Source organism: Gammaproteobacteria bacterium, assembly GCA_016712635.1.
Classification (GTDB): Bacteria; Pseudomonadota; Gammaproteobacteria; order SZUA-140; family SZUA-140; genus JADJWH01.
Window position 1 is genome coordinate 382,129 of the sequence record JADJQS010000002.1, and the last position, 21,919, is coordinate 404,047.

24 protein-coding genes, 1 tRNA gene and 1 pseudogene are annotated in these 21,919 nt (G+C 66.3%); 11 read left to right on the top strand and 15 right to left on the bottom strand.

The window, feature by feature from the left end; translation table 11 throughout:
• Positions 1–65: 65 nt before the first annotated feature.
• From IPK65_05005 to IPK65_05025, 5 genes are all read right to left on the bottom strand, one after another.
• On the bottom strand, positions 66–1,097 hold the full coding sequence (locus IPK65_05005) for a TraB/GumN family protein (protein MBK8162511.1): 1,032 nt from the start codon (positions 1,095–1,097) through the stop codon (positions 66–68).
• A 126-nt stretch (positions 1,098–1,223) separates the two neighbouring features.
• Positions 1,224–1,445, bottom strand: a complete 222-nt coding sequence (locus IPK65_05010) for a hypothetical protein (protein ID MBK8162512.1) — start codon at positions 1,443–1,445, stop codon at positions 1,224–1,226.
• 59 nt (positions 1,446–1,504) lie between these two features.
• Positions 1,505–2,872 (bottom strand): Si-specific NAD(P)(+) transhydrogenase, encoded by a 1,368-nt coding sequence (gene sthA, locus IPK65_05015; GenBank protein MBK8162513.1) that lies wholly within the window; start codon positions 2,870–2,872, stop codon positions 1,505–1,507.
• A 172-nt stretch (positions 2,873–3,044) separates the two neighbouring features.
• Positions 3,045–3,242: a hypothetical protein gene (locus IPK65_05020; GenBank protein MBK8162514.1), complete on the bottom strand. Its 198-nt coding sequence runs from the start codon at positions 3,240–3,242 to the stop codon at positions 3,045–3,047.
• Positions 3,243–3,371: 129 nt separating this feature from the next.
• Positions 3,372–3,887, bottom strand: a complete 516-nt coding sequence (locus IPK65_05025; GenBank protein MBK8162515.1) for a pyridoxamine 5'-phosphate oxidase family protein — start codon at positions 3,885–3,887, stop codon at positions 3,372–3,374.
• Between the two features lie 115 nt (positions 3,888–4,002).
• Here IPK65_05025 and IPK65_05030 point away from each other — a divergent pair, with 115 nt between their 5' ends.
• From IPK65_05030 to IPK65_05060, 7 genes are all read left to right on the top strand, one after another.
• The gene (locus IPK65_05030) at positions 4,003–5,190 is read left to right on the top strand and encodes a hypothetical protein (protein MBK8162516.1); all 1,188 of its coding nucleotides are present in this window, start codon (positions 4,003–4,005) and stop codon (positions 5,188–5,190) included.
• Between the two features lie 98 nt (positions 5,191–5,288).
• A complete protein-coding gene (locus tag IPK65_05035; protein ID MBK8162517.1) occupies positions 5,289–5,588 on the top strand; it encodes a hypothetical protein in 300 nt (99 codons plus the stop codon).
• Between the two features lie 97 nt (positions 5,589–5,685).
• Positions 5,686–6,423 (top strand): C39 family peptidase, encoded by a 738-nt coding sequence (locus IPK65_05040; GenBank protein ID MBK8162518.1) that lies wholly within the window; start codon positions 5,686–5,688, stop codon positions 6,421–6,423.
• The gene (locus IPK65_05045; GenBank protein ID MBK8162519.1) at positions 6,401–7,870 is read left to right on the top strand and encodes a RimK family protein; all 1,470 of its coding nucleotides are present in this window, start codon (positions 6,401–6,403) and stop codon (positions 7,868–7,870) included. Before IPK65_05040 ends, IPK65_05045 begins: the two co-directional genes overlap by 23 nt.
• A gap of 52 nt (positions 7,871–7,922) precedes the next feature.
• On the top strand, positions 7,923–9,113 hold the full coding sequence (locus tag IPK65_05050) for a glutamate--cysteine ligase (protein MBK8162520.1): 1,191 nt from the start codon (positions 7,923–7,925) through the stop codon (positions 9,111–9,113).
• Positions 9,106–9,816 carry an N-formylglutamate amidohydrolase gene (locus IPK65_05055; protein ID MBK8162521.1) on the top strand — a complete coding sequence of 237 codons (711 nt, stop codon included), beginning with the start codon at positions 9,106–9,108 and terminating at the stop codon, positions 9,814–9,816. Before IPK65_05050 ends, IPK65_05055 begins: the two co-directional genes overlap by 8 nt.
• Positions 9,817–10,043: 227 nt before the next feature.
• On the top strand, positions 10,044–10,877 hold the full coding sequence (locus IPK65_05060) for a hypothetical protein (protein ID MBK8162522.1): 834 nt from the start codon (positions 10,044–10,046) through the stop codon (positions 10,875–10,877).
• Between the two features lie 113 nt (positions 10,878–10,990).
• On the opposite strand, the gene IPK65_05065 is transcribed toward IPK65_05060, so the two are convergent.
• The 7 genes from IPK65_05065 to IPK65_05095 form a co-directional block, all read right to left on the bottom strand.
• Positions 10,991–12,121, bottom strand: a complete 1,131-nt coding sequence (locus IPK65_05065; GenBank protein MBK8162523.1) for an NAD(P)/FAD-dependent oxidoreductase — start codon at positions 12,119–12,121, stop codon at positions 10,991–10,993.
• Positions 12,114–13,412 (bottom strand): class I SAM-dependent methyltransferase, encoded by a 1,299-nt coding sequence (locus tag IPK65_05070; protein ID MBK8162524.1) that lies wholly within the window; start codon positions 13,410–13,412, stop codon positions 12,114–12,116. The genes IPK65_05065 and IPK65_05070 overlap by 8 nt, the downstream gene beginning before the upstream one ends.
• Positions 13,413–13,676: 264 nt before the next feature.
• On the bottom strand, positions 13,677–14,216 hold the full coding sequence (locus IPK65_05075; GenBank protein ID MBK8162525.1) for a L,D-transpeptidase: 540 nt from the start codon (positions 14,214–14,216) through the stop codon (positions 13,677–13,679).
• A 26-nt stretch (positions 14,217–14,242) separates the two neighbouring features.
• A complete protein-coding gene (locus IPK65_05080) occupies positions 14,243–15,349 on the bottom strand; it encodes a beta-propeller fold lactonase family protein (protein MBK8162526.1) in 1,107 nt (368 codons plus the stop codon).
• A gap of 125 nt (positions 15,350–15,474) precedes the next feature.
• The gene (locus tag IPK65_05085) at positions 15,475–15,918 is read right to left on the bottom strand and encodes an NUDIX hydrolase (protein MBK8162527.1); all 444 of its coding nucleotides are present in this window, start codon (positions 15,916–15,918) and stop codon (positions 15,475–15,477) included.
• 42 nt (positions 15,919–15,960) lie between these two features.
• Positions 15,961–16,707, bottom strand: a complete 747-nt coding sequence (locus IPK65_05090) for an HAD-IB family phosphatase (protein ID MBK8162528.1) — start codon at positions 16,705–16,707, stop codon at positions 15,961–15,963.
• A 3-nt stretch (positions 16,708–16,710) separates the two neighbouring features.
• Complete coding sequence (locus IPK65_05095; protein ID MBK8162529.1) at positions 16,711–17,334, bottom strand: CDP-alcohol phosphatidyltransferase family protein; 624 nt, start codon at positions 17,332–17,334, stop codon at positions 16,711–16,713.
• Between the two features lie 350 nt (positions 17,335–17,684).
• Between IPK65_05095 and IPK65_05100 the strand changes: the two genes are divergently transcribed.
• Positions 17,685–18,086: a hypothetical protein gene (locus IPK65_05100; GenBank protein MBK8162530.1), complete on the top strand. Its 402-nt coding sequence runs from the start codon at positions 17,685–17,687 to the stop codon at positions 18,084–18,086.
• A 138-nt stretch (positions 18,087–18,224) separates the two neighbouring features.
• Here IPK65_05100 and IPK65_05105 read toward each other — a convergent pair whose 3' ends face one another.
• Positions 18,225–18,530: a hypothetical protein gene (locus IPK65_05105; protein MBK8162531.1), complete on the bottom strand. Its 306-nt coding sequence runs from the start codon at positions 18,528–18,530 to the stop codon at positions 18,225–18,227.
• Positions 18,531–18,797: 267 nt separating this feature from the next.
• Between IPK65_05105 and IPK65_05110 the strand changes: the two genes are divergently transcribed.
• Entirely contained in the window at positions 18,798–19,580 is a 783-nt protein-coding gene (locus tag IPK65_05110) for a TIGR01458 family HAD-type hydrolase (protein ID MBK8162532.1), read from the top strand.
• A 72-nt stretch (positions 19,581–19,652) separates the two neighbouring features.
• Positions 19,653–20,190, top strand: a pseudogene (locus IPK65_05115) (DUF924 domain-containing protein).
• Between the two features lie 44 nt (positions 20,191–20,234).
• Here IPK65_05115 and IPK65_05120 read toward each other — a convergent pair.
• Both IPK65_05120 and IPK65_05125 read right to left on the bottom strand, forming a co-directional pair.
• Positions 20,235–20,318 (bottom strand) — tRNA-Leu (locus IPK65_05120).
• A gap of 85 nt (positions 20,319–20,403) precedes the next feature.
• A complete protein-coding gene (locus IPK65_05125) occupies positions 20,404–21,072 on the bottom strand; it encodes a hypothetical protein (GenBank protein MBK8162533.1) in 669 nt (222 codons plus the stop codon).
• A gap of 166 nt (positions 21,073–21,238) precedes the next feature.
• On the opposite strand from IPK65_05125, the gene IPK65_05130 reads away from it, so the two are divergent.
• The gene (locus tag IPK65_05130; protein MBK8162534.1) at positions 21,239–21,877 is read left to right on the top strand and encodes a pseudouridine synthase; all 639 of its coding nucleotides are present in this window, start codon (positions 21,239–21,241) and stop codon (positions 21,875–21,877) included.
• Positions 21,878–21,919 lie beyond the last annotated feature (42 nt).

Sequence of the window (21,919 nt, forward strand, 5' to 3'; positions counted from 1 at the left end):
GCTGGCGAGGCACGGCACGGCGGCGGCGCGTGCCGCGCGACCATCCGCTGACAGGGGGGGGTGCTTCAGAGTTGTTCGACGTAGTAACCGCTGGACTTCAGGCGTTCGATGATGCCGTTGCTTCCCACCAGATGGCCGGCACCGACCACCACGAAGGTGACGTCGTACTGGCGTGAGAGTTTGACGATGGCAGCCGCCATCTCGACATTGCGATCCAGGATGAGACGCCGGTAGAGGTGGTCGCCGCGCACCATGCGGTCGAACCCCTCGAACAGCACACGGTCCATCTTCTCGGCGCTGCCGTTCAACCAGGCATCGAGCAGGTCGCCAAAATGGCGGCCGGCGTCGTCGATCTCGTGGAGGGTCTGCATCAGCATCGCCACCTGGTCCTTCTGCTCAAGGCCGCTCAGCAGGTCGAACTGATAATCGACCGACTCCAGCTCGACGATCGGTATCCTGCGCCCCGCCTCGCGCATGAGATGGAGGTCGACGCCGTACGTGGCGCTGTAGCCGAGCTGCTTCAGTACCGCGGCAGTCAGCGTCAGCGAGGCGAGCCAGGGGTGCTGGCGTTCGACCAGCGCGGTAGGCAGGCCGAAGGTGCGGCTCACGTTTTCGAGCGCCTGCCACTCGGTCGGATCAAGCGCGGCCCTGAGCCCGGGACCGTCGCCGTAGGTCCCCGCCCGGGATACGCGGGCGGCGAGTTCATCGGGCGGGATCTCCAGGAGGTTCGCCTCCACCGCGAGCGCGTCGGCCGCGGCGAGGGCGTCATTGATGACTGCCGGCAGTGGATAGATCCAGGGGGCGCCGAAATGGAGGGAGCCGAGCAGGTAGATCTTGCCCCCGGACGAGGACTTGGCCTCCCAGAAGATATGCTTGCCGACCACGGGCCAGGCATTGTCGAGCTTCGCCGCGGTCTCATTGCCGGGCGCCATCCCGTCACAGGTCGTCTCCTGGAAGGAGACCCGCCCTTCCTGGTCGACACATTTATATATCAGGGCGTACACCGGCGCGGGGATCGCCCACAGTGCCAGCAGGACGAGGCACAGCACGGCGCCGCCGGTATGACCGCGCCAGCCTGCGAAGGAGCTTCGCTTCATAGGATTACCGCCTGCGTGTATCCGTGGCCCATACGGCTGATATCGGCCCCGCCGCAGGCCGCTGAAGCGCCAGCACGGGGACGTCGCCGGAACCCGGGCGGCCACGGCGGTGTGCCGTCCGGGCGTTTATTCGGGAGATTTGTCGCGCTGCAACCGTTCCCGCCGTCCCAGCATGACGCCGAAGATCACCGGCAGCACGATCACCAGCAGCACCGAGATGGCGACTAGCGCGTCCGGCGAGACGAGGTCGCCAGTCGCCAGCAGGGAGAGCAGGCCGATCACCAGCGCCGCACCACCGCCATAGATGAGGAATCTGAGCAGGTCCTTCATTCCATCCTTCTTCGCCACGCGATCGTCAAGACAGCGGGCACATTGTACGCCCGGCCGCGGCGCCGGTACACCCGGCTTCAGTGCACGCGGTTCAGGCCATTCAGCGCGGCCACGCGATAGGCCTCAGCCATGGTCGGGTAATTGAACGTGGTGTTGATGAAATACATGAGGGAGTTGGCCTCGCCCGGCTGCGCCATGATCGCCTGGCCGATGTGGATGATCTCCGAGGCCTGGGCGCCGAAGCAGTGGATGCCGAGGATTTTGAGCGTGTCGCGGTGAAACAGGATCTTGAGCATGCCGGTGGTCTTGCCCGAGATCTGCGCGCGCGCAAGGTGGCGGAACAGGGAATGGCCCACCTCGTACGGGATCTTCTCCGCCGTGAGCTCGCGCTCGGTCTTGCCGATGGAGCTGATCTCGGGGAGGGTGTAGATCCCGGTCGGAATGTTCTCGGCGAGGTAGGCCGAACAGCTGCCCTCCACCAGATGCGTGGCGGCGAAACGGCCCTGGTCGTAGGCGGCGCTCGCCAGATTGGGATAGCCGATGACGTCGCCCACGGCGTAGATGTGCTCGCGCGTCGACTGATAGCAGGGGTTCACGACGATGGAGCCGCGGCGGTTGAGCTCGACGCCGATCGCCTCCAGCCCGAGACCGTCCGAGTTGCCGGCGCGCCCCTGCGCCCACAGCAGGTAATCGGTGCGGATCTGCTTCTGGGACTTCAGGTGCAGCGTGACGCCCTCCGCGTCGGCCTCGACCTTTTCGTACTCCTCGTTGTGCCGGATCAGCACCCCCTGCTCCCGCAGGTGGTAGCCCAGCGCGTCGATGATCTCGTCATCGAGAAAGGACAGCAGCTGCCCGCGCGTGTTGATGAGGTTCACCTTGATGCCGAGACAGCGGAAAATCGAGGCGTACTCGCAGCCGATCACGCCGGCGCCGTAAATGGTGATGGAGCGCGGGCTATCGTCGAGATCGAGGATGGTGTCGCTGTCGCGGACACGCGGGTGGGTGAAATCAATGTCGGCCGGACGATAGGGCCGCGACCCGGATGCGATGATGAAGGCGTCCGCCTGCAGACGCTTCCTGCCCTCGTTCGACTTCGCCACCTCAATGGTATGCGCGTCGATGAAGGATGCGAATCCGTGTATAACGTCGACGTGATTGCGGCTATAGAAGCCGCGCCGCATGCTCACCTGCTTCTCGATGACGCCGCGCGCCGCCTGCATCAGGTCCGGGTAACGGGTGCCGTTGTGGCGTCCGCTGTCCATAAGCTGCTGGACGCCCTGGCGCAGCGCCTTGCTCGGAATGGTCGCCCGGTGGGTACAGTTGCCGCCGACCTCGGGGAGGCCGTCGACGATCACCACCCGCTTCCCCTCCTTGGCGGCCTTCATCGCGGCGCCCTCGCCGCCGGGTCCGCTCCCGATCACGATCACGTCGTAACGGTCAGTCATGCAGACTCACCCGGCTCATGATTTGCGCGGCGGACACGGGATGCGTTGGGGGCTTACGGACGGATGCTCGGTGTCATAGCCCGGCAGGATAGCAAACAATCCGCCCGGGCGGAAATATACCTGCCCAGTATCCGGCCCACCGTGGCGCAGGACGGACGGGTAAGTGCCGGATTCAGGCGGCGGTCAGACCGCCGATCAGGGCGCGCAGCGAACCGATGTCGCCGCGGCCGAGGATCTCGCCCAGGGCTGCGGACCTGTCAAGGCACAGCGCTGTCGCACTCTCGATGCTGGGAAAGGTCCACAATTCCTCACCCGCCTCGGTATACAGGGTGGCGGCGCGGTTCGGCCATTCCTTGACATAGATCTGCATGGGTTCGCCTCGTTTTCGCCGGGGGACGTCGCGTCCGCACAGGCACGCCGCCAAACTAACCGGGACGTGTGTCTCCCGGGTGTCACCCGCATGAAATATTTATGACACCGGGGGGCGGGACGGGGCGTTTCACCCCGGCCGGTCCGGCACAATCGGCCGGAGCGCGGACAGGCCGGCTCCTTCCAGGTCGTAGGCCTGGCCAAAACCGCGCACATAGCGGCCGGAGCGCGGGGTAAGGCGGAATACGCGGAAATCGGGCAGCGCGCGCAGGACCGGGACGATGGCGCCGAACTCCGTCTCGAAGCGGTCCATCACCTCCGCCCACTCCGGCGCATCGCGCGCGACGGCTTCTGCCTTGCAGGCATAGCTCAGCCGCACGCGGGCAAACGGGTTGGCGGCCTTGCCCTCCTCCTGGAGGAACAGCAGCGCCGCCCTCCCGCTCCGCGCCAGATTGCGGGTGTGGCGTGCGAGACCGCTCACGCAGAGGTAGAAACAGTCGTTCGCGCCGGTGACATACGGGGAGTAGCTCGCCTCCGGCTCACCGTCCGCGTCGACGGTCGCGAGCATCACGTACCGGAAGCCGGCACGAAAGCGCTCCGCCTCCGCCACGATATCGCCCGCGTCTTCTCTGTCGTCTGCACTCATGGCCATCCCCTCGCAGGCCCTGCGGCCGGAGCATCGCCGCGGCCGGAACTGCAGTATCATTAGGCGGCGGCATGAAGACCGCTACAGACCGGATTCTAGCAGGCAAAGGACACCCATGCGCACACCAGCCCCAGAACTGTCGCCGGCCCTGACCCAGCGCCTTTTCACGCTGCTGGCGCAACCGACGGCTCCGTTCCGGGAAAGCCACGTCATCGAACACGTGAGCCGCTATTTCCACCGCCACCATGTGCCGTTCTTCGCCGACCCGCACGGCAACCTGGTGGTCGGCGCCGAGTCGCGGCGCGATTATGCGGACCTGCTGCGCGGCCGCGGCGACCAGCCGGTGCGCGTCTTCGTCGCGCACATGGATCATCCCGGTTTCCATGGCGTGCGCTGGCTGGCTCACAATCGCCTGGCCGTGCGCTGGTACGGCGGCTCGCCGGTCAGGCATGTCGCCGGCGCCCGCGCGCGCCTGGTGGGTCCGGACGGCGTCGCCGGCAGCGGCACCTTCGCACGCGTGCGCGCCAACCCGTCCGGCTGGGGCATCGACAGCGCCGAGATCCGCCTGACCCCGGCACAGGCAAGCGCGCTGCGCGGCCGTGCGGCGCGCTCCCTCAGCGGGGGTTTTGAATTCCGCGCCCCGGTCTGGCGACAGGGCGACCGGGTGTACTGCCCCGCGGCAGACGACCTCGTCGGCGTATTCGCCATCATGGAGACGGCGCGCCGCCTGTGGCGCGCGCCGCGCGCGCGCCCGCCCTTCCTCGGACTGCTGACGCGCGCCGAGGAGGTCGGTTTCGTCGGCGCGGTCGCGCACTTCGAACTCGGCTGGCTGCGGCCCCATACCCGCCCGCTGGTCATTGTCAGCCTGGAGGCATCGCGCACGCTGCCGGGCGCGGTCGTCGGCAAGGGACCGGTGGTCCGCCTCGGGGACCGCCGCACCGTGTTCCAGCCCGACGGCCTCAAGGTGCTGAGCGACACGGCAGCCCGCGTCCTGCCCGGCTGTCATCAACGCCGCGTCATGGACGGCGGCGCCTGCGAGGCGACGGCCGCGACAGCCTGGGGACTGCCCGCCATCGGCATCTCGGTGCCGCTCGGCAATTACCACAACCAGGGCTTCGAGGGCGGCCCGGACTGCCCGGCCCCGGAGGGTCCGGCGCCGGAATTCGTCAGCACGCGCGACGTCGCGGGGCTGTTGCGCCTGTGCCGCGGTCTGATGCGCAGGGACCTGGACTGGAGCGATCCGTGGGCGCGGCAGCGCACCCTGCTGCGGCGCACGCTGCGCCGCCACCGGCGCCGGCTGTAACGACCTTTCCACGCGCGGCGATTACGCTATAATCGCGCCATGCGGAACGGTTCCATGAGGCGCGCGTGTTGCGGTCGCCCGAACATCACGGACATCGAATGACGTCACGGCGCGTCCATCTCCTGTTTGCAGGCCTCCTCCCGCTGTGCGCGGCCTCAACCGCCGCTGCGCAGGACATGAACGACGTGGCGGAAGACCGCGACATCGCGTTCATCGAGCAATGCCTGCAGCGTGCGGCAGAGGAAAGAATCAGCGAGGACCGCGTCGACGCCTTCATCGACCGGTGCATCGACGAATTCTACGCGGAGCGGACACGAAACGATGGCGCGGATAACGCGCCGCACGATGCCGGTATCCAGGACGGCACGGACGCCGCCGCAAACCCGCCCTCCGACTAGCCCCATGACCCCGGTTCCGGATTCATTCCGCCCCGCCGCGCGGGACGTGCCCCGGCCGGTCACTGGACACGCGCCGGCAAGATAGTATCATCGCGCGATGGAGCATCGTCTCAACCTCGACATCCTGCCGCAGCCCGACGAGACGACGTGCGGCCCCACCTGCCTGCATGCGCTCTACCGATACTTCAGCGACGAGATGCCGCTCGACCGCATGATCGGCGAGATCCCCAGCCTGCGCGACGGCGGTACACTCGCGGTGTTCCTCGCCTGCCACGCGCTGCGGCGCGGCTACCGGGCGAAAATCTTCACCTACAACCTGGAGATGTTCGACCCCTCCTGGTTCAGCGGACAGGACGCGGATCTGGGCGACCGCCTGAGCCGGCAGCTGGTATTCAAGAACTCGTCGAGCTTCAAGGTCGCAACCGATGCCTACCTGGACTTCATCGAACAGGGCGGCGTGCTGCGCTTCGAGGACCTGACCAGCAGCCTGATCCGCCGCTATCTCAAGCGCGGCATCCCGATCCTGACCGGACTCAGCGCCACCTACCTGTATCATTCGACGCGCGAGCACGGCCCGGTCTACGACGATGTGCGCGGCAAACCGAGCGGGCACTTCGTGATCCTGGCCGGCTACGCAGCGGAGACGCGTTCGGTGCTGATCATGGATCCGCTGCACCCCAACCCGCTGGCCCCGGGCCAGGTCTACGAGATCAGCATCGACCGCGTGCTCGGCGCGATCCTGCTCGGAGTCCTGACCCACGACGCCAACCTCCTGATCATCGAGCCAAAGGGGAAACCCGCGCAGCCCCATCATGTCGATATTCATAGTCGTTAACAACCCGGAAGACTGGCCGCTGAACATCCATGGGGCGGAGGTGATCGCCGCCAAGACCTATCTCTCCGACCCGCGCTTCAGCGACCTGCGCGGACTGAAGATCTTCAACCTGTGCCGGTCCTACCGTTACCAGAGCGTCGGCTACTATGTCTCGCTCCTCGCAGAGGCGCGCGGACACAAGCCGCTGCCGAACGTGAACACGATCCAGGACATGAAATCGCAGACCATGACGCGCTTCGTCTCCGACGACCTGTTCGAGCTGATCCAGCGTACGCTCGCGCCGATCAAGTCGGAGGAATACGAACTCAGCATCTACTTCGGGCGCAACTTCGCCAAGCGCTACGAGCGACTCAGCCTGACGCTGTTCAACCTGTTCCCGGCGCCGCTGCTGCGCGCGCGCTTCATCCACAACCGCACCTGGCAGCTGCAGAGCATCGGCCCGATCGCCGGCAACGACATCCCGGACGACCACAAGCCGTTCCTGCTGCAGACCGCGAGCGAACACTTCGCCGGCAAGGGCCTGCGCCGGCGCACGCAGCAGGTCATGCGCTACGACCTCGCCATCCTGCACAACCCGGCGGAGCCACAGCCGCCGTCCGACGCCAAGGCGCTGAAGAAGTTCATCAAGGCGGCACAGCAGCTCGACTTCGACGTGGAGATGATCACCAAGAACGATTATGGCCGGATCGCCGAGTTCGACGCCCTGTTCATCCGTGAGACCACCGGGGTAAACCACCACACCTACCGCTTCGCGCGGCGTGCGGTCGCGGAAGGCCTGGTGGTGATCGACGACCCGTTCTCGATCCTGAAATGCACCAACAAGGTCTACCTGGCCGAACTGATGTCGCGCCACAAGATCCCGACGCCGAATACCAGCATCGTCAATCGCGGCAACATGCAGGCGGTGGCCGCGACGATCGCCATGCCGTGCATCCTCAAGCAGCCGGACAGCGCCTTCTCGCAGGGCGTGATCAAGGTCGGCAGCAAGGCCGAGTTCATCACCGAGGCCACGCGGATGCTGGAAAAGTCCGACCTGATCATCGCCCAGGAATTCATGCCGACGGCGTTCGACTGGCGCATCGGCGTGTTCAACCGCGAACCGCTCTATGCCTGCAAGTACTACATGGCGCACGGCCACTGGCAGATCATCGACCACAACAATGCCGGCAAGCCGCGTGAGGGCCGCACCGAGGCCATCCCGATCGAGCAGGTCCCGCGCAACATCGTCTCCACCGCACTCAAGGCGGCCAACCTGATCGGCGACGGCCTTTACGGCGTCGATGTCAAGGAAATCGACTCCAAGGTCTACGTCATCGAAATCAACGACAATCCCAATATCGACTCCGGCCTCGAGGACGGCATCATCCAGCTCGATCTCTACAGCCGCATCATGCGCGGCATGCTGGCCCGCATCGAGGAAAGAAAGGGTGAACGCAAACCGCGCTGACGAACGCCTTGAGCTCGGCCTGTTCGACGCCTACGGCATCGAGCTGGAGTACATGATCGTGGACGGCGAGCGTCTGTGCGTGCTGCCCGCGGCCGACCGCGTCCTCCACGCGGTTGCCGGCGAGTTCGTCAACGAGGTGGAGACCGGCGCGCTCGCCTGGTCCAACGAGCTGGCGCTGCACGTCATCGAGCTGAAGACCAACGGCCCGGTCCGTTCTCTCGCCGGACTGCACCACACCATCCAGCGTGACGTCGCCCGTCTTAATGTGCTGCTCGCGCCGCTCGGCGGGCGCCTGATGCCGACCGCGATGCACCCCTGGATGGATCCGGCGCGCGAGACGCATCTGTGGCCGCACGGCCAGAGCGCGATCTACCAGGCTTTCGACCGCATCTTCAGCTGCCAGGGCCATGGCTGGTCGAACCTGCAGAGCATGCACATCAACCTGCCGTTTTCCGATGACGATGAATTCGCGCGCCTGCACGCGGCCGTGCGCATGATGATGCCGCTGATGCCCGCGCTCGCCGCCAGCTCACCCGTCATGGAAGGCCGTCTCACCGGCGTGCTGGACAACCGCCTGGAGGTATATCGCGACAACTGCGCCCGCATCCCCTCGGTAAGCGGCCGCATCATCCCCGAACCCGCCTGGTCGCGCCGGGCCTACGAGGCGGAGATCCTGCAGCGCATCTACCGCGATCTCGCCCCGCTCGACCCGGAAGGTGTGCTGCAGCATGAATGGGTCAACGCGCGCGGGGCCATCGCACGCTTCGAGCGCAATACCATAGAAATCCGCGTGCTCGACACGCAGGAATGCCCGGCCGCCGACATCGCGGTGGCCGGGCTCATCGTCGAGGCGGTGCGCGCCCTGACGGAGGAGCACTGGTGCAGCATGCGCCACCTGCAGAAATGGGACAGCGGACCGTTGCAGCGGCTCTTCATGCAGTCCGTGCAGCAGGCGGACCACGCGGTGATCGAAGACGACCGCTACAGGGCCGTCTTCGGTTTTCCGGAACGCGGGCCCTGCCGCGCACGCGATTTGTGGCAGCACCTGATCGAAACCCTGTTCGCACAGGGCGCCGATGCGCCAGCGGAATGGCGGGACTGGCATCGGCTCTACCTGCGGCGCGGCTGCCTGGCACGGCGCATCTCCGACGCGCTTGGGAAGGCGCCGGCGCCGGACCAGCTGGCCGAGACCTATCGCCGCCTGTGCGACTGCCTGACCCAGGGCGTCCTGTTCGATGGCTGACACACCGGTCCTGCTGCTGAGCTGCGAACACGCCGCCAACCGTATTCCGCACGAGTACCGGCGCCTGTTCCGGGACCGCCGTTCGCTGCTCGCAGGTCATCGCGCGTACGACTTCGGCGCGCACGCCTGCGCGCGCACCCTCGGCCGCAGCCTGCGCGCACCGCTGATCGCCGCCGGCTACAGCCGCCTGCTGGTGGACCTCAACCGTTCCCCCGGCCATCCCGCGTTGTTTTCCGAAAGTACCTGCGCCTTGCCCCAGGCCGAGAAGGAGCGCCTGCTCGCGCGTTACTATCACCCGCACCGCGCGCGCATCGAACACTGGGTGGACGCGCGCATCGAAGCGGGACGGCGCGTCGTGCATGTCGCCGTACACAGCTTCACCCCGGTGCTGGACGGCGTCCCGCGCCGTGCCGACATCGGGTTGCTGTACGATCCTGCCCGCCGGATGGAAGCCGCCCTGTGCCGGCGCTGGTGCACCGACCTGCGGGAAAGCAGCGGCGGCGGGCTTGCTGTGCGGCGCAATTATCCCTACCGCGGCGTGAGCGACGGGCTCACCCGCCATCTGCGCGCCCGCTTCCCTGCCGCGCGCTACGCAGGCATCGAGCTGGAGATAAACCAGCGCCTCCTGCGTCGCGACGCCGCCGCCCGGCAACACCTGGCCGCGCTGCTGGCCGCCACGCTGCGGCGCGCGATGCGCGCATAGACGACGGCACGAATTATCCCGGGTCAGGCGGCACGAAATGCCGCACCGGTCACAGAATCCCTCCGCGCGCTGTTGATAATAAAGCCATCCCCAAGTCGAGCCACCTTCCCAAGCGCGGCTGATGCGCTCCGTCCTTCCGGCAGGAGCCGGCAACGGTGCCAGGCTGCATCTGATAACCACAGCGTCAATGGAGGCCGGTGAATACCATGGAGCACAGCACGACAGTCATGCATGAAACGGAAAACAGGCAGCCCGCCGAGGAAACGATCCAGATAGCCGCCGAGGCTGAACGCGGCGCGGCACGTCCGTCCATCCTGATCCAGTTGTCGCAGGTCAGTTATCTGCGGGCGCAGACCTCGCATTACACTATCTTCGACCGCCGCTTCCTGTCGGTCTATCGCAAGCACTTCGGCGGGAAGGCGCGTCAATACTGGATTGATCTCGCGCTGATCGATTCCACCCCGCATTTCTTCGTCAAGAATGACCGCCACTCGCTGTACACCTCCGGCGGCATGCTCGGACTTTGCGCGATCCTCACACTCGTAAGCGTGTTTTCGCGCATGCCGTGGTACGCGCATGCCTGGAGCCCGCTCACCCTGCTGTCGCTGTGCGCCGCCGTGATCGCCCTGCTCGTGTTTGTGCATCGCTCGCAGAATCTGGTCCGCTTCCACAGCCAGAACGGCGACGCCGTACTGCTGGAAATGTACAATAACGCGCCAAACCGCAGGGAATTCGAGGTCTTCGCCCGCGAGCTGGTCCAGCACATTCAGGCGGCACAGCGCTGCGATCGGCGCAAACTGGACCAGAAACTGGGCGCGGAGCTGCGTGAGCATCGGCGGTTGCGGGACCAGGGCATCCTGACGGAAGAGGTGTATGCCGGCGCCCGCGACAAAATACTTCGTCGTCACCGCCAGTCGCAGATGAAGTCCTCCGCCACTCCGCCGCCGGCACAAGCCGAGCCGGAGGATTCAGACATCATCGAGGTCACGGTGAGCAACGGAAAGTGGCACACCAGCACGGCCGACTTCGATCTGTTCGCTCCGGCGAAGAAGAGTGCCTGATCCCTCCTTGCGAAAAATACGCCGCGCCGCGTGACCGGCGCGGCGTTCCTGTTTTCCTGCCTCCTGCGTCAGGACGACTGTCCGGCCGGATCTCGCGCGGCCGCATGAATGGATCAAAAGGAGATGGTCGACAGCGGCGCTTCGTGCTCGTGCAGGAACCAGCGGTTCAATACGACATGGCGCGAGAACCAATGTGACGCCAGCAGCCGGCCCGCCAGCGCCTGCTTCAGCCGCTCCGGCAGCAGTCCCCGCTTCGGCGGCGCCGCGCGCAGGCCGTAACGCGCGTCCAGCCGTCGCTGATACGGGGCCAGACTGTCGCGGCGATAATCGCCCCGCGCGGCGCACACGGTCTGCGCCGCCATCAGCGCAGACTCGATCGCCGGCCGGATTCCCTCTCCGCTCTGGGGATAGGCCAGACCGGCAGCATCGCCGATCAGCAGCACACCGTCGTGGACCACCACACGCCGCGCGCTGGAATACAGCAGGTAGGCGTGGCCGTGGAAATCGGCCGGCGTGCCGCGCGGGATCTTGCCCTGGGCGATGAGCGAGGCGCGGAACGCCTGTACGTGGTGTGACAGCTTATGGCCGCCTTCACGACCGAGCCCGACGTTGAGAAAATTACCCTTGCGGAAACACCAGCCGTAGCCTTTCATGTCCCCGCAGAAGAACAGCTCGGGCCTATGCGGTTCGATGCGGCACTCGCGCTGCTGGTCGGCATCCAGTTCGAATTCGATCTCCTGTGCGACCACGGCGACCTCGCCGCGTCCCGGCCGGGCCCCCAGTTGGCGGGCGACCGGGCAGAAGTGTCCGCCGGCGCCGATCACCAGGCCGGTTTCTATGCGTTCGTTGACGATCCAGCCGTGCTCACCGCGCCGCATCGAATCAAGCGCCTCGCCGAGGGCAAGCCGCACACCGGAACGCTGTAGCAGATAGTGGTCGAACTCACAGCGCCTGATTCCGAAGCTGACCTCGCGGCGGTAGGTGGTGGCGACCTGGGGCCCATCCTCGGGACCGGTCAGAAAGGACGTGATCGGCTGGAAGACGCGCGCGCGCCGGTAATCATCCACGTCGAGCTCAAGCAGATCGACCACTGCCGGAGTGATCCAGCCGGCGCATACCTTGTCGCGCGGGAATTCATGCTTGTCCATCACCAGGACATCGAGGCCGGCGCGGCGCAGCACGCGGGCGCAGGTCGATCCCGCCGGCCCGCCGCCGACGATCAGCGCATCGCAGGACTCATGCAGGCGCTGACTCACGCGCTTGCGCCTCTGCGGCGACCTCTCCGGACACCCGCTTCTCCCACGGGCCGTCCCGGTACAGGTGATCGCGCGTCCACGCCACCTCGTTGCTGGAGCCGCGATTGAACACCACTTGGAACAGCTGCATCTCGCTGCTCAAAAAGGCCGCGATCGACCCGGCGAGATAGAGGCGCCAGGCGCGGACAAAACGTTCATCGAACATCTCCTCGATCCTGTCCTGCGCACGGTCGAAACGGTCCAGCCAGTGCTCCAGGGTGCGGGCGTAATGCAGGCGCAGGTTCTCGATGTCGAGCACGGCAAGGCCGGCGGGCTCGAAGATCTCCATCATCTCGGCGAGGCTTGGCGGACAGGCGCCGGGAAAGATGCGTTTCTCGATCCACGCGTTCATCTGTCCCGGCCGGATGCGTCCTATCGAGTGGATCAGCCCGCGGCCGTCGTCCTTGAGTACGCGGTCGATCACCGCGCCAAGCGTGCGGTAGAACCGCTGGCCGACGTGCTCCAGCATCCCGACCGAGACGAAGGCATCGTAGTCGCCGCTGATGTTGCGGTAGTCGTCCTCGACGAACTCCACCTGGGCGTCCAGACCCTGGAGCTCCGCCTGGCGGCGCGCATAGGCGATCTGCTCGCGCGAGATATTGTAGGCGCGCACCCGCACCCCGTAGTGGCGCGCCATGAACAGCGCGAGCGAACCCCAGCCGCAACCCGCTTCCACGACGCTCTCGCCCGGCCGCAGTTGCAGTTTGCGGCAGACATGGTGCATCTTCGCCACCTGCGCGTCCTCCAGCGTCGCCCCGGGTGCAGGGAAATAGGCACAGGTGTACACCATGTTCTCGTCCAGCCACAGGCGGTAGAACGAGTTGCTGATGTCATAGTGGCTGTAGATATTGTCGCGCGCCGCGGCAATGCCGGTGGCGCGAGGCCGGTGAAACCAGCGCAGCAGGAATTTCCGCACGGGTTTGCGCATCCGGGCGCGTGCCATGCTGCGGTAAATGCTCTCGAGGAACTTGACCAGGTCCCCCTCCACCTCGATGTTGCCGCTGGTGTAGGCGTCGCCGAAAGAGAGCTCGGGATCGAGGATCAGGCGCAGCAGCGCGCTGCGGTCATGGATGTGCACGCGGGCGATTGCGCGCGCGCGGGAGAAGCTGAACCGCTCGCCGTTCCACATCACGAGCTGCACCGGCGGGTTGCCGATGGCGTCGAACATATACGCCAGCAGCCGCCTTTCGAGGCCGCTCACCCGGCCCCGCGCGCGGCCGGAATAATCCGGTCCACCCATCCTCTCCGTCCGCGGAGCGGAGGGCACGCTCAACAACTCCTCATCGCGGTCTTTCATGGCGGCAACCATCCTTTGATTGATACCAGCGACGATTTCAATGCTATACAAGGAACCGGCACCGTTTCAATGGCAAGACCGCATCCCGCGGCCGCCATCGCAAACCTGTCTGGCATTTACATCCGCATATTCAGATGGTTAAGGAAAAGCCCTGAGTAAAGAACGCAAATCCCGGGCGATCATGAATGCGCGCCATCTCCGGGTTTGTCAGCGGATCACCACCCGTGTCCCGATGCCGGCCCACCGCGCCAGGTGATCGATTTCCTCGTTGGACAAGGCGACGCAGCCGCGCGTCCAGTTGTAGCGCGGATTGACCCCCGCATTCAGCGCGCCGACTCCGTGGATGCCGATGTAGCCGCCCAGTTCAGTGTCCTGCGGCGGCAATTCGCCCAGGTCGCGTGCACGGCGGATGCGCTCGTACGTCGCCGCATCGATCAGCCGGTTGCGATAGGCCTCCTCCGTGTGGGCGGCGTCGGGATAGTCGAGCCCGAAGAACAGATGATATTCACTTTGAGGGTTGACCCAGGCGATGCGGAACTCGCCGCGCGGAGTCTTGCCGTCACCTGCGCGGCGGTAGGCCGAGACACCGCCGCGCCCCACCGCGACGTGACTGAATACGCGCACCGCCTGTCCGTCCTCCATCACAGCGAGCGTGTTCTTCTCGCTGTCGACGAGCAGCCAGGGCTCGGCCGCGGCCAGCGGACAGACAGCCCCGAGCAGCGCCGCCAGAACGGCGGCGTGACGCATCGTCGCACCGGTTCCGGCGGGCAAATTCAATCGCCGGACTCCATGACGATTGCCAGGGAATACGGCCCCAGACCGGTGGTGAACGGCGAGTTCTTCAGCGGCCTGAGCATACCGGATCGATCCTCGATGTAATACGCCGTGATGGTAGCCGCGCCGTTGTTCGCGACGTAAACATAATGATCGCGCGGATCGACGACCACGGAATACGGATACGAGCCGGCCTTGAACGGCGAACCGGCGACCTCGGTGAGCGCGCCGCTCTCCCGATCCAGGGCGAACACGCCGAGGTCGTGTCCGGCCCAGTTGGCGACGTACAGGAAGTTCCGTGCCGGATCGACCGTGACCGAATACGGCTTGGCCCCCGCCACGAAGGGTGAGCCCGGCACCGGACTGAGCGTGCCGTCCACCTGATCGATGCGGTAGGCCGACACCGTGGTCGAACCGTAGTTTGCCGTGTAGAGATGCCTGCTGTCGGTGCTGATCGCGATATAGATCGGATGGGAATCCGCCTTCGCGGCAACGCCGGCGGGGACGAGGGCCCCGCTGGCGCCGTCGATGCGATAAGCGCCGACGCTGTCATCGTCATAGTTCGAGACGTACGCGAAGCGTCCGTTTGGCGCGACCGCAATGGCGATCGGGTGGCGTCCCGTCCCGGCACGCTGCCCCATCGGGCGCAGGGCGCCGGAGCCCGGATCGATCCCGAAGGTCTCGACGACGCCGTCGTCCTCATAATTCACGAGGAGATAACGGCCGTCCGGGGTGATCGCCACCGCGTCCGGATACGGACCGACGGCGTACGGCGATCCGGGCAGGGGCGCAAGCGAGCGGCCATCGCCTGCAACGGTGAAACCGGACAGTGAACCGGATCCCTGGTTGGTCACATAGATGAAGCGGCCGCCGGGTGATACGCTGACCGACACCGGATAATCGCCCGTCGGATACGGCGATCCCGCCAGGGGTACGAGCGCACCGGTCTCGTCCTCGACACGATAGGCGGACAGGTTATGGTCGGCCTGGTTCGCGGAAAACACATACTCGCCATGCGCTGCTGAGCGATCCGCCCCGGCCGCCGGCAGGGACACCGCCAGACACAACGCGATAACGAAACCATGGCCAACCGATATCCGGCGCATCTTCATTCGTCCTCCCGGGGAATTCATCCAGTCGCCCCGTCATTAAAAGCGCGCGCATGCACACCGGTCAAGCCATATGAATCCGGGCAGCGGAGATCGCCGGGTGATCCCGCAGGATTTCCCGGCTAGACACCACGCGGGAACCAGGCGGGCGAGAAGCCAGACTCGCGGTAGCAGAGGTAATCCTCCACGATGCGCGCGTGGTCAAAGGCCAGCGTCTCCGCGATGGCGCCGGGATCGACCACCCGGACGCTCATGGCATCGTCCCGCGCGCGCGGCTCACCCCGCGCGCGGGCGACGAAGACCAGGCTCACGGTATGGCCACGCGGGTCGCGAGCCGGGTCCGAATAGCAGCCGAGCAGACAGCGCAGCGTCACGGCCAGGCTTGTCTCCTCCAGCGCCTCGCGCACCGCCGCCTGCTCAACCGTTTCACCGATGTCGACGAAGCCGCCGGGCAGGGCCCAGCCATGCGGCGGGTTTCTGCGCTCGATCAGCACAATGCCGCGGCCCGTGTCCTCGAGTTCGATGATCACGTCGGCGGCGAGCAGCGGCGTTACCGGTGCGGGCATGAGGATTCCTTGATAGTCAACACGGCGTTACGGCCCCAGATTCTATTCGCCCATCATTATGTCCGGATCTCGGGCTGTTAAATCCGCCCCCTTCCTCGAAGCGGTAGTATCCACACATCCGTTCCCGACAACTTCCTGCCCCGGCTGCGCGGGCCGCATGACTTCCCAGCCGCGCGCTTCGGCCGCGCGCGCCAGCCGGGTATCGGGATCCACCGCGACGACCCGCCCCACCGACTTCAGCAAGGGGATGTCGTCCCCGCTGTCGGCATAGGCGACGCAGTGGCGCAGCTCGGTGCGGGCGCCCAACGCAAGCACCAGTGCCAGGGCCAGCTTTTCCACGCCGAGCGGATGGCGCCGCGGCGGCCGCGCCGTGTAGCGCCCGTCACGGCGGTCGGGTTCGGTCGCACAGCATTCCGCCCCGATGTGACGCGCCACCGGGATGGCGATGAAGTCCGGTGCGCCCGTCAGCAGGACGAGGATATCGCCGTCAGCCGCATGCCTGCGCAGGCGCTCGACCACGGCGGGACGCAGGCGTGGCAGGATCTCCCCGACGACGAAGGCGCGTGCCGCCAGCGCGACCTCAGCGACGTCGAGACCGCTCAGGTAGGCCTTGTTCTTGCGACCGGCGGCGCGGCCGAATCTCCAGCCCCAGCGCAGGAAAAAGAGTCCGGCGGCCAGCCACTGCCGCGCGCCGAGTCTCCTCCGGCGTGCCAGATAGCGGATGAAACGCCGCTCGCTGCTCGGAAGTTCGAGCAGGGTGCCGTCGAGGTCGACCAGGACCAGGCGCACGCGCTACCTCGTCACGCGCGCCCTGCGCGGCTGTCCCTCGGCGCGGTAGAATTCGACCACCACCGGCACGCCGCGCACCAGGCACATCGCCACCGCGACGTACACCAGCACCGTGGTGACCGCCTCCACGGCATCCTGCCACGCCTCCCACCAGCCCGGCCACAGTTCCGGGACGGGATGGAATAACAGGATCCAGGCGAAGGCGACCGCCTTCACCGCCCCGTACAGGCCCCGCATCAGCCGGCCCGCCACCAGGAATCGCCCGAGGGGTGAGCGCATCATCTCGAAGGCGCCGACGCCGCGCGCGGCGGCCTGCCCGCGGATCGAATCCACCAGCACCCCGCGCGTGATGAAGAACAGCGCCACCCACAGGGGAACGAGCCCGACATCCGCCAGCACGATCCACAGGGTGCTCTCGACGATGCGGTCGACCGCGATGTCGTATACCGAACCGAAAAGCGTACTCTCGCCGCGCCGCCGGGCGACATATCCGTCCAGTCCATCGAGGGCGATGATCAGGATCAGCAGGACCGGATCAAGCAGAAGCCATGGCGCCGGCGCGAGGTAAATCATGGCCACCAGCAGGAACAACAGCATGAAGCGCAAGGACGTGATCATGTTCGCCATGGGCATATCTCCCAGGGTCGTGGATCATATCGCCTCCGGCCGCACCGCCGAGACACCGCGGCCGCACCCCGGCGGCCGGTTCCGACGCAGGGCCGCCGCTTGTCCGGATTATACGACCGCCCTGCGGGGAAACCTAACCGCGGGACCGCCAGGAACGTACGCCCAGAGGTGCCCTTCCGGATCCCGCACGACCCGCGCGTCGGGACAAGCGCTTGCTTTTATATCGATTCCGGAAATACTATTTGCCGCTCCAGCGCCTTCCGTCGACGGCCCTGCTGTTCGAAGGCATCGTGACGGAGGCGCCAGGAATGACAATCGACTCATCACATTGACAGCATAAGCGTATAACCATGGCCAAAACTCCACTCTGGTGTGGGTACCTGGAAGCCGGCGACAGAAGCAGCGCGGTACTGCGTGACGACCGCCTTGAGACCGGCAATCCGAAGACCATCTATCTCTACAATCTGGCCCGCGACGAGATCCTGCAATACAGCCGCGAACTGGTGGAACCGAAGCTGCGTGAACTGCGCGCCAACGAGTCCGGTCTCGCCGAAGAACTGAAAAACGCCTACGCCAAGGCGCGCCGCATCTTCAAATTCAACCCCGACCGCGTGCTTGCCGCCCCGGTGCGGAAACAGGCGCGCAGCCCGAATGACAGGAAACCGCTCGGCGACGAGGAATCCCACACCCCCGTGGACGCGGATGTTGACAGTCTGGGTGAAGAAGAATGGGCTGACGAGGAAGACGAATAGTCAGGTGCCACCCCCGCGCAGCCGCGTCACGGCCGGAGGGTCGGCGATGACGGCTGTGCGGACCTGGAATCTCCGGGAGGGTGCCGGAACAGCGACCGGCATCACCCAGTTTACGTTTCGCGGCCGTGCCGCTGCTGGTCAGGCGCGCCCGACGTTGGCGTCGTTCTGGGAGTGGTAGTACTCGCTTTCCTCGGCATACTGGCGCACCAGCTTGACCAGCTCTGAGAGGCGCTGCTCGGCCGTGCTGACCGGGGCGCAATCCTCGCAGCGGGGATTGTCGCAGGGTTCGCGCGAATACAGCCAGTACTGGATGGCGCCCGCCAGCAAGCCGTCGGCAATGTCCCAGACATCAGTCTCTTCGTCCTCCTGGGCCAACTGGTTGCCGAGATCGACGGCCCGCCAGGCCGCTTCGTCGAAAGTCGCTTCTTCTTGCTCGTCTGCCACGCTTGGGCACCTCCTGATTCCAGCAACACCGGCTATTCTAGCAGAGGATGGGGGCTCCGTTTCGAATTCACTGTCGCGCAGGATGCGGCGGCGGATTAATGAATCCGCCGCCGCATCCTGCGCTGACGAGCCCCAAACCCGTAACGGCGTGTCCCCGGCAATCGTGCGGGATAGCGGTGGAGCTGTTGCGCCTCGAGTACCGGTGCCCGCCCGCGCCGGACACGTACCGGCTTTGACTCCACTCGCGATCCGGGGTTAGATAAACCCATGCCCGGCATCCTGTTCGACATGGACGGCGTACTTTACGAAGACGACAGCGCCATCGCTGGTGCGGCCGACGCCGTCGCCTGGTGCCGGGCGCAGGGCATTCCGCACCTCTTCCTCACCAACACCACATCGCGGCCACGCCGCGCCCTGGTGCCGAAGCTCGCGCGCATGGGCATCGCGGCAAAACCCGAGGACATACTCGCCCCGCCGTTCGCCGCCGCCCTCTGGCTGAAGGAGCATGCATCTGGACCCAGCGCGCTGTTCGTCCCGGACGCCACGCGCGAGGAGTTCGACGGCCTGCCCCTGGTCGATCCCGAGTACGCCGATCACCCGGCCGCGGTCGTGATTGGCGACCTCGGCCACCACTGGTCCTTCGATCGCATAAACCAGGCCTTCCGCCTGCTGATGACGGAGCCGCGGCCGCGTCTCGTCACCCTCGGGCTCACGCGCTACTGGCGGGCGCCGGACGGGCTGCGCCTGGATACCGGACCCATCGCGAAGGCGCTGGAATACGCCGCCGGCGTCGAGGCCGTGGTGGCGGGAAAACCGGCGGCGCCTTTCTTCAACACCGCGCTCACCCTGCTCGGCACCACCGCCGCGGACACCTGGATGGTCGGCGACGACATCCGCACCGACATCGAGGCCGCGCAGCGCGCAGGCCTGCGCACGCTGCTGGTCCGGAGCGGAAAATTCCGCCCGCAGGACATGGAACTCGGCATCACACCCGACGCCGTACTCCCGTCCGTCGCCGCCCTGCCCGCCTGGTGGCGGGAGCGCGCATGACGGGGCCGGATCGTCATCACCGGGGAACGCGCCGCCGGAGACGGACGTCTAACTCCGTCCCCGAATAAACCGATGAACCCGGATCCCGCCGCCCAATCGCTCCTCGACTACTGGTTCTCCGAACCCGCCCGAGTCCACTGGTTCCGCGCCTCGGAGGATTTCGACCGCGACCTTGCACAGCGCTTCGGCTCCCTGCACCGCCGCGCCACGAACGGCGATCTCGACGCCTGGAGTGACACCCCCGCAGGGGTGCTCGCCCTGGTCATCCTGCTCGACCAGTGCTCGCGCAACTTCAATCGCGGATACAGGGATGCCTACGCGAACGATGCGCATGCGTGCCGCGATCGCGCGCGGATTCGACCAGGCGCTGGACGACTGGATGCGCGCGTTCCTGTACATGCCCTTCATGCACAGCGAAGCCTTGCAGGACCAGGACGAGTCCTTGCGCCTGTTCACCGCGGCAGGCCTCGACAACGCGCGCTACGCCCTGCACCACCGCGAGATCATCCGGCACTTCGGGCGGTTTCCGCATCGAAACCAGGCGCTGGGGCGGGAAAACACCGGGGAGGAATCCGCCTATCTGGCGACTGAAGAGGCATTCCGCGGCTGAATGCTGCGGGAACGCGCGCATCAGGTCATGAGGATGGCGGTGACTGGTGCGCAGGGAGAGACTCGAACTCTCACGGGTTGCCCCACTGGTACCTAAAACCAGCGCGTCTGCCGTTTCGCCACCTGCGCGTGCGCCGCCATCCGCCGCATACGACCTATGCGGCCGCCTATGGTACCACGAAGTCTTCCCGGTCTTGCGGGTGGATGATGGCGATCACTCGGTTTCTGCCGCCAGCATCTGCTGCGCGCGCCGACCCTCGCGCCCCGCCGGGTCGAGCTGCTGCGCGCGTTTCAGCAGCGAAGCGGAATCGTCGGGCCGCTCGTTCATCTGCGCGATCGCGGCCGCCGACACCAGGACCGAGGCGCGGAAGCCGGGCGACATGAAGTCGAGGCGGGGATCCTGCCGCAGTTCCGTGAGCAGGCGCTCGCCTTCCTGCAGCCGGTTGTAGAAGCTCGGGATGTGGAGGAAGGCATTGGCGACGACGAGCTTGGTCTCCAGGATGGCGGAAGCTGTGACGCCCGCGCCGTCGTCCGCCGTCAGGCGGGCCAGCATGGCCAGCGCCGCGTCGAGGTCGCGCACCCCCTGGCCGGTGTTGGTGCGCTTGGCCGTCACGTTGCTGCCGTCCCTGCCGAGCAGCGCCGCGCAGGCGCCGATGTAGGCCTGGACGAGCGGATTGTCCGGCTGCCCCGCCTTCAGCCCCCTGAATTGCCGCAGCGCCTCCCGCACCGCGCGTTTATCGCCGTCGACACCCTGGTAAAAGAGCGCGCGCGCCGCCACGATCCCGGGATCTGTAACGTCCGCCCGCACCCCCACGGCCGGCAGCGACAGCAACAACACTCCCAGCAGCACACTCAATCGAAGCACATACGCGGATCCCGTCATGGTCTCCCTCTCCCAGGCTGTACATCGATGAACTGGCCCATCTTAATCCATACCCCGCCGATGCTCCTAGCAGTTGTCGACAATATCCCCAGATCATATCCGGGCGGCCGCAGGGAAAGGCCATCTGCGGCCTCGCAACAGCTCGCCGACGCGCGGGACGGGCCGCATGCCTGTACGCGGCCCGACACGAAACTGCAATAATCACCGCATGACCACCCGGCTGATCGCCTGCAACAAACCCTATGATGTGCTATGCCAGTTCAGCGATACCGGCGGCGCGCGGCGGACACTGGCCGACTGCCTGCGCGCCCCGGGGTTCCGTCCCGCGGGACGCCTTGACCGCGACAGCGAGGGCCTGGTCCTGCTGACGGATGATGGAAAGCTGCAGCAGCGCATCGCGCATCCGCGCTTCAAGCTGTGGAAGACCTACTGGGTACAGGTGGAAGGCGTCCCGGACGACGCCGCCCTGCGCCGGCTCGCGGCAGGCGTCGAGTTGAACGACGGACTGACGCAGCCGGCCCGGGCGGAACGCATGACAGAACCTGCCGGCCTGTGGCCGCGCGACCCGCCCATCCGCCACCGCGCCGCCATACCGACCGCCTGGATCCGGCTGTCCATCCGCGAAGGGCGCAACCGCCAGGTACGGCGCATGACGGCCGCGGTCGGCCATCCGACCCTGCGCCTGATCCGCTGCTCGATCGGCGGCATCACTTTGGACGGCCTCGCGCCCGGCGAGTGGCGTTACGAGGATCCGGCGCGACTAAACACGGGAGAGCAAGAAACCCAGGCATGGTTCAGGCTGTAATGCTGCGAAATCAGGCATTCCCGGATCCCCTGCGATGTATCT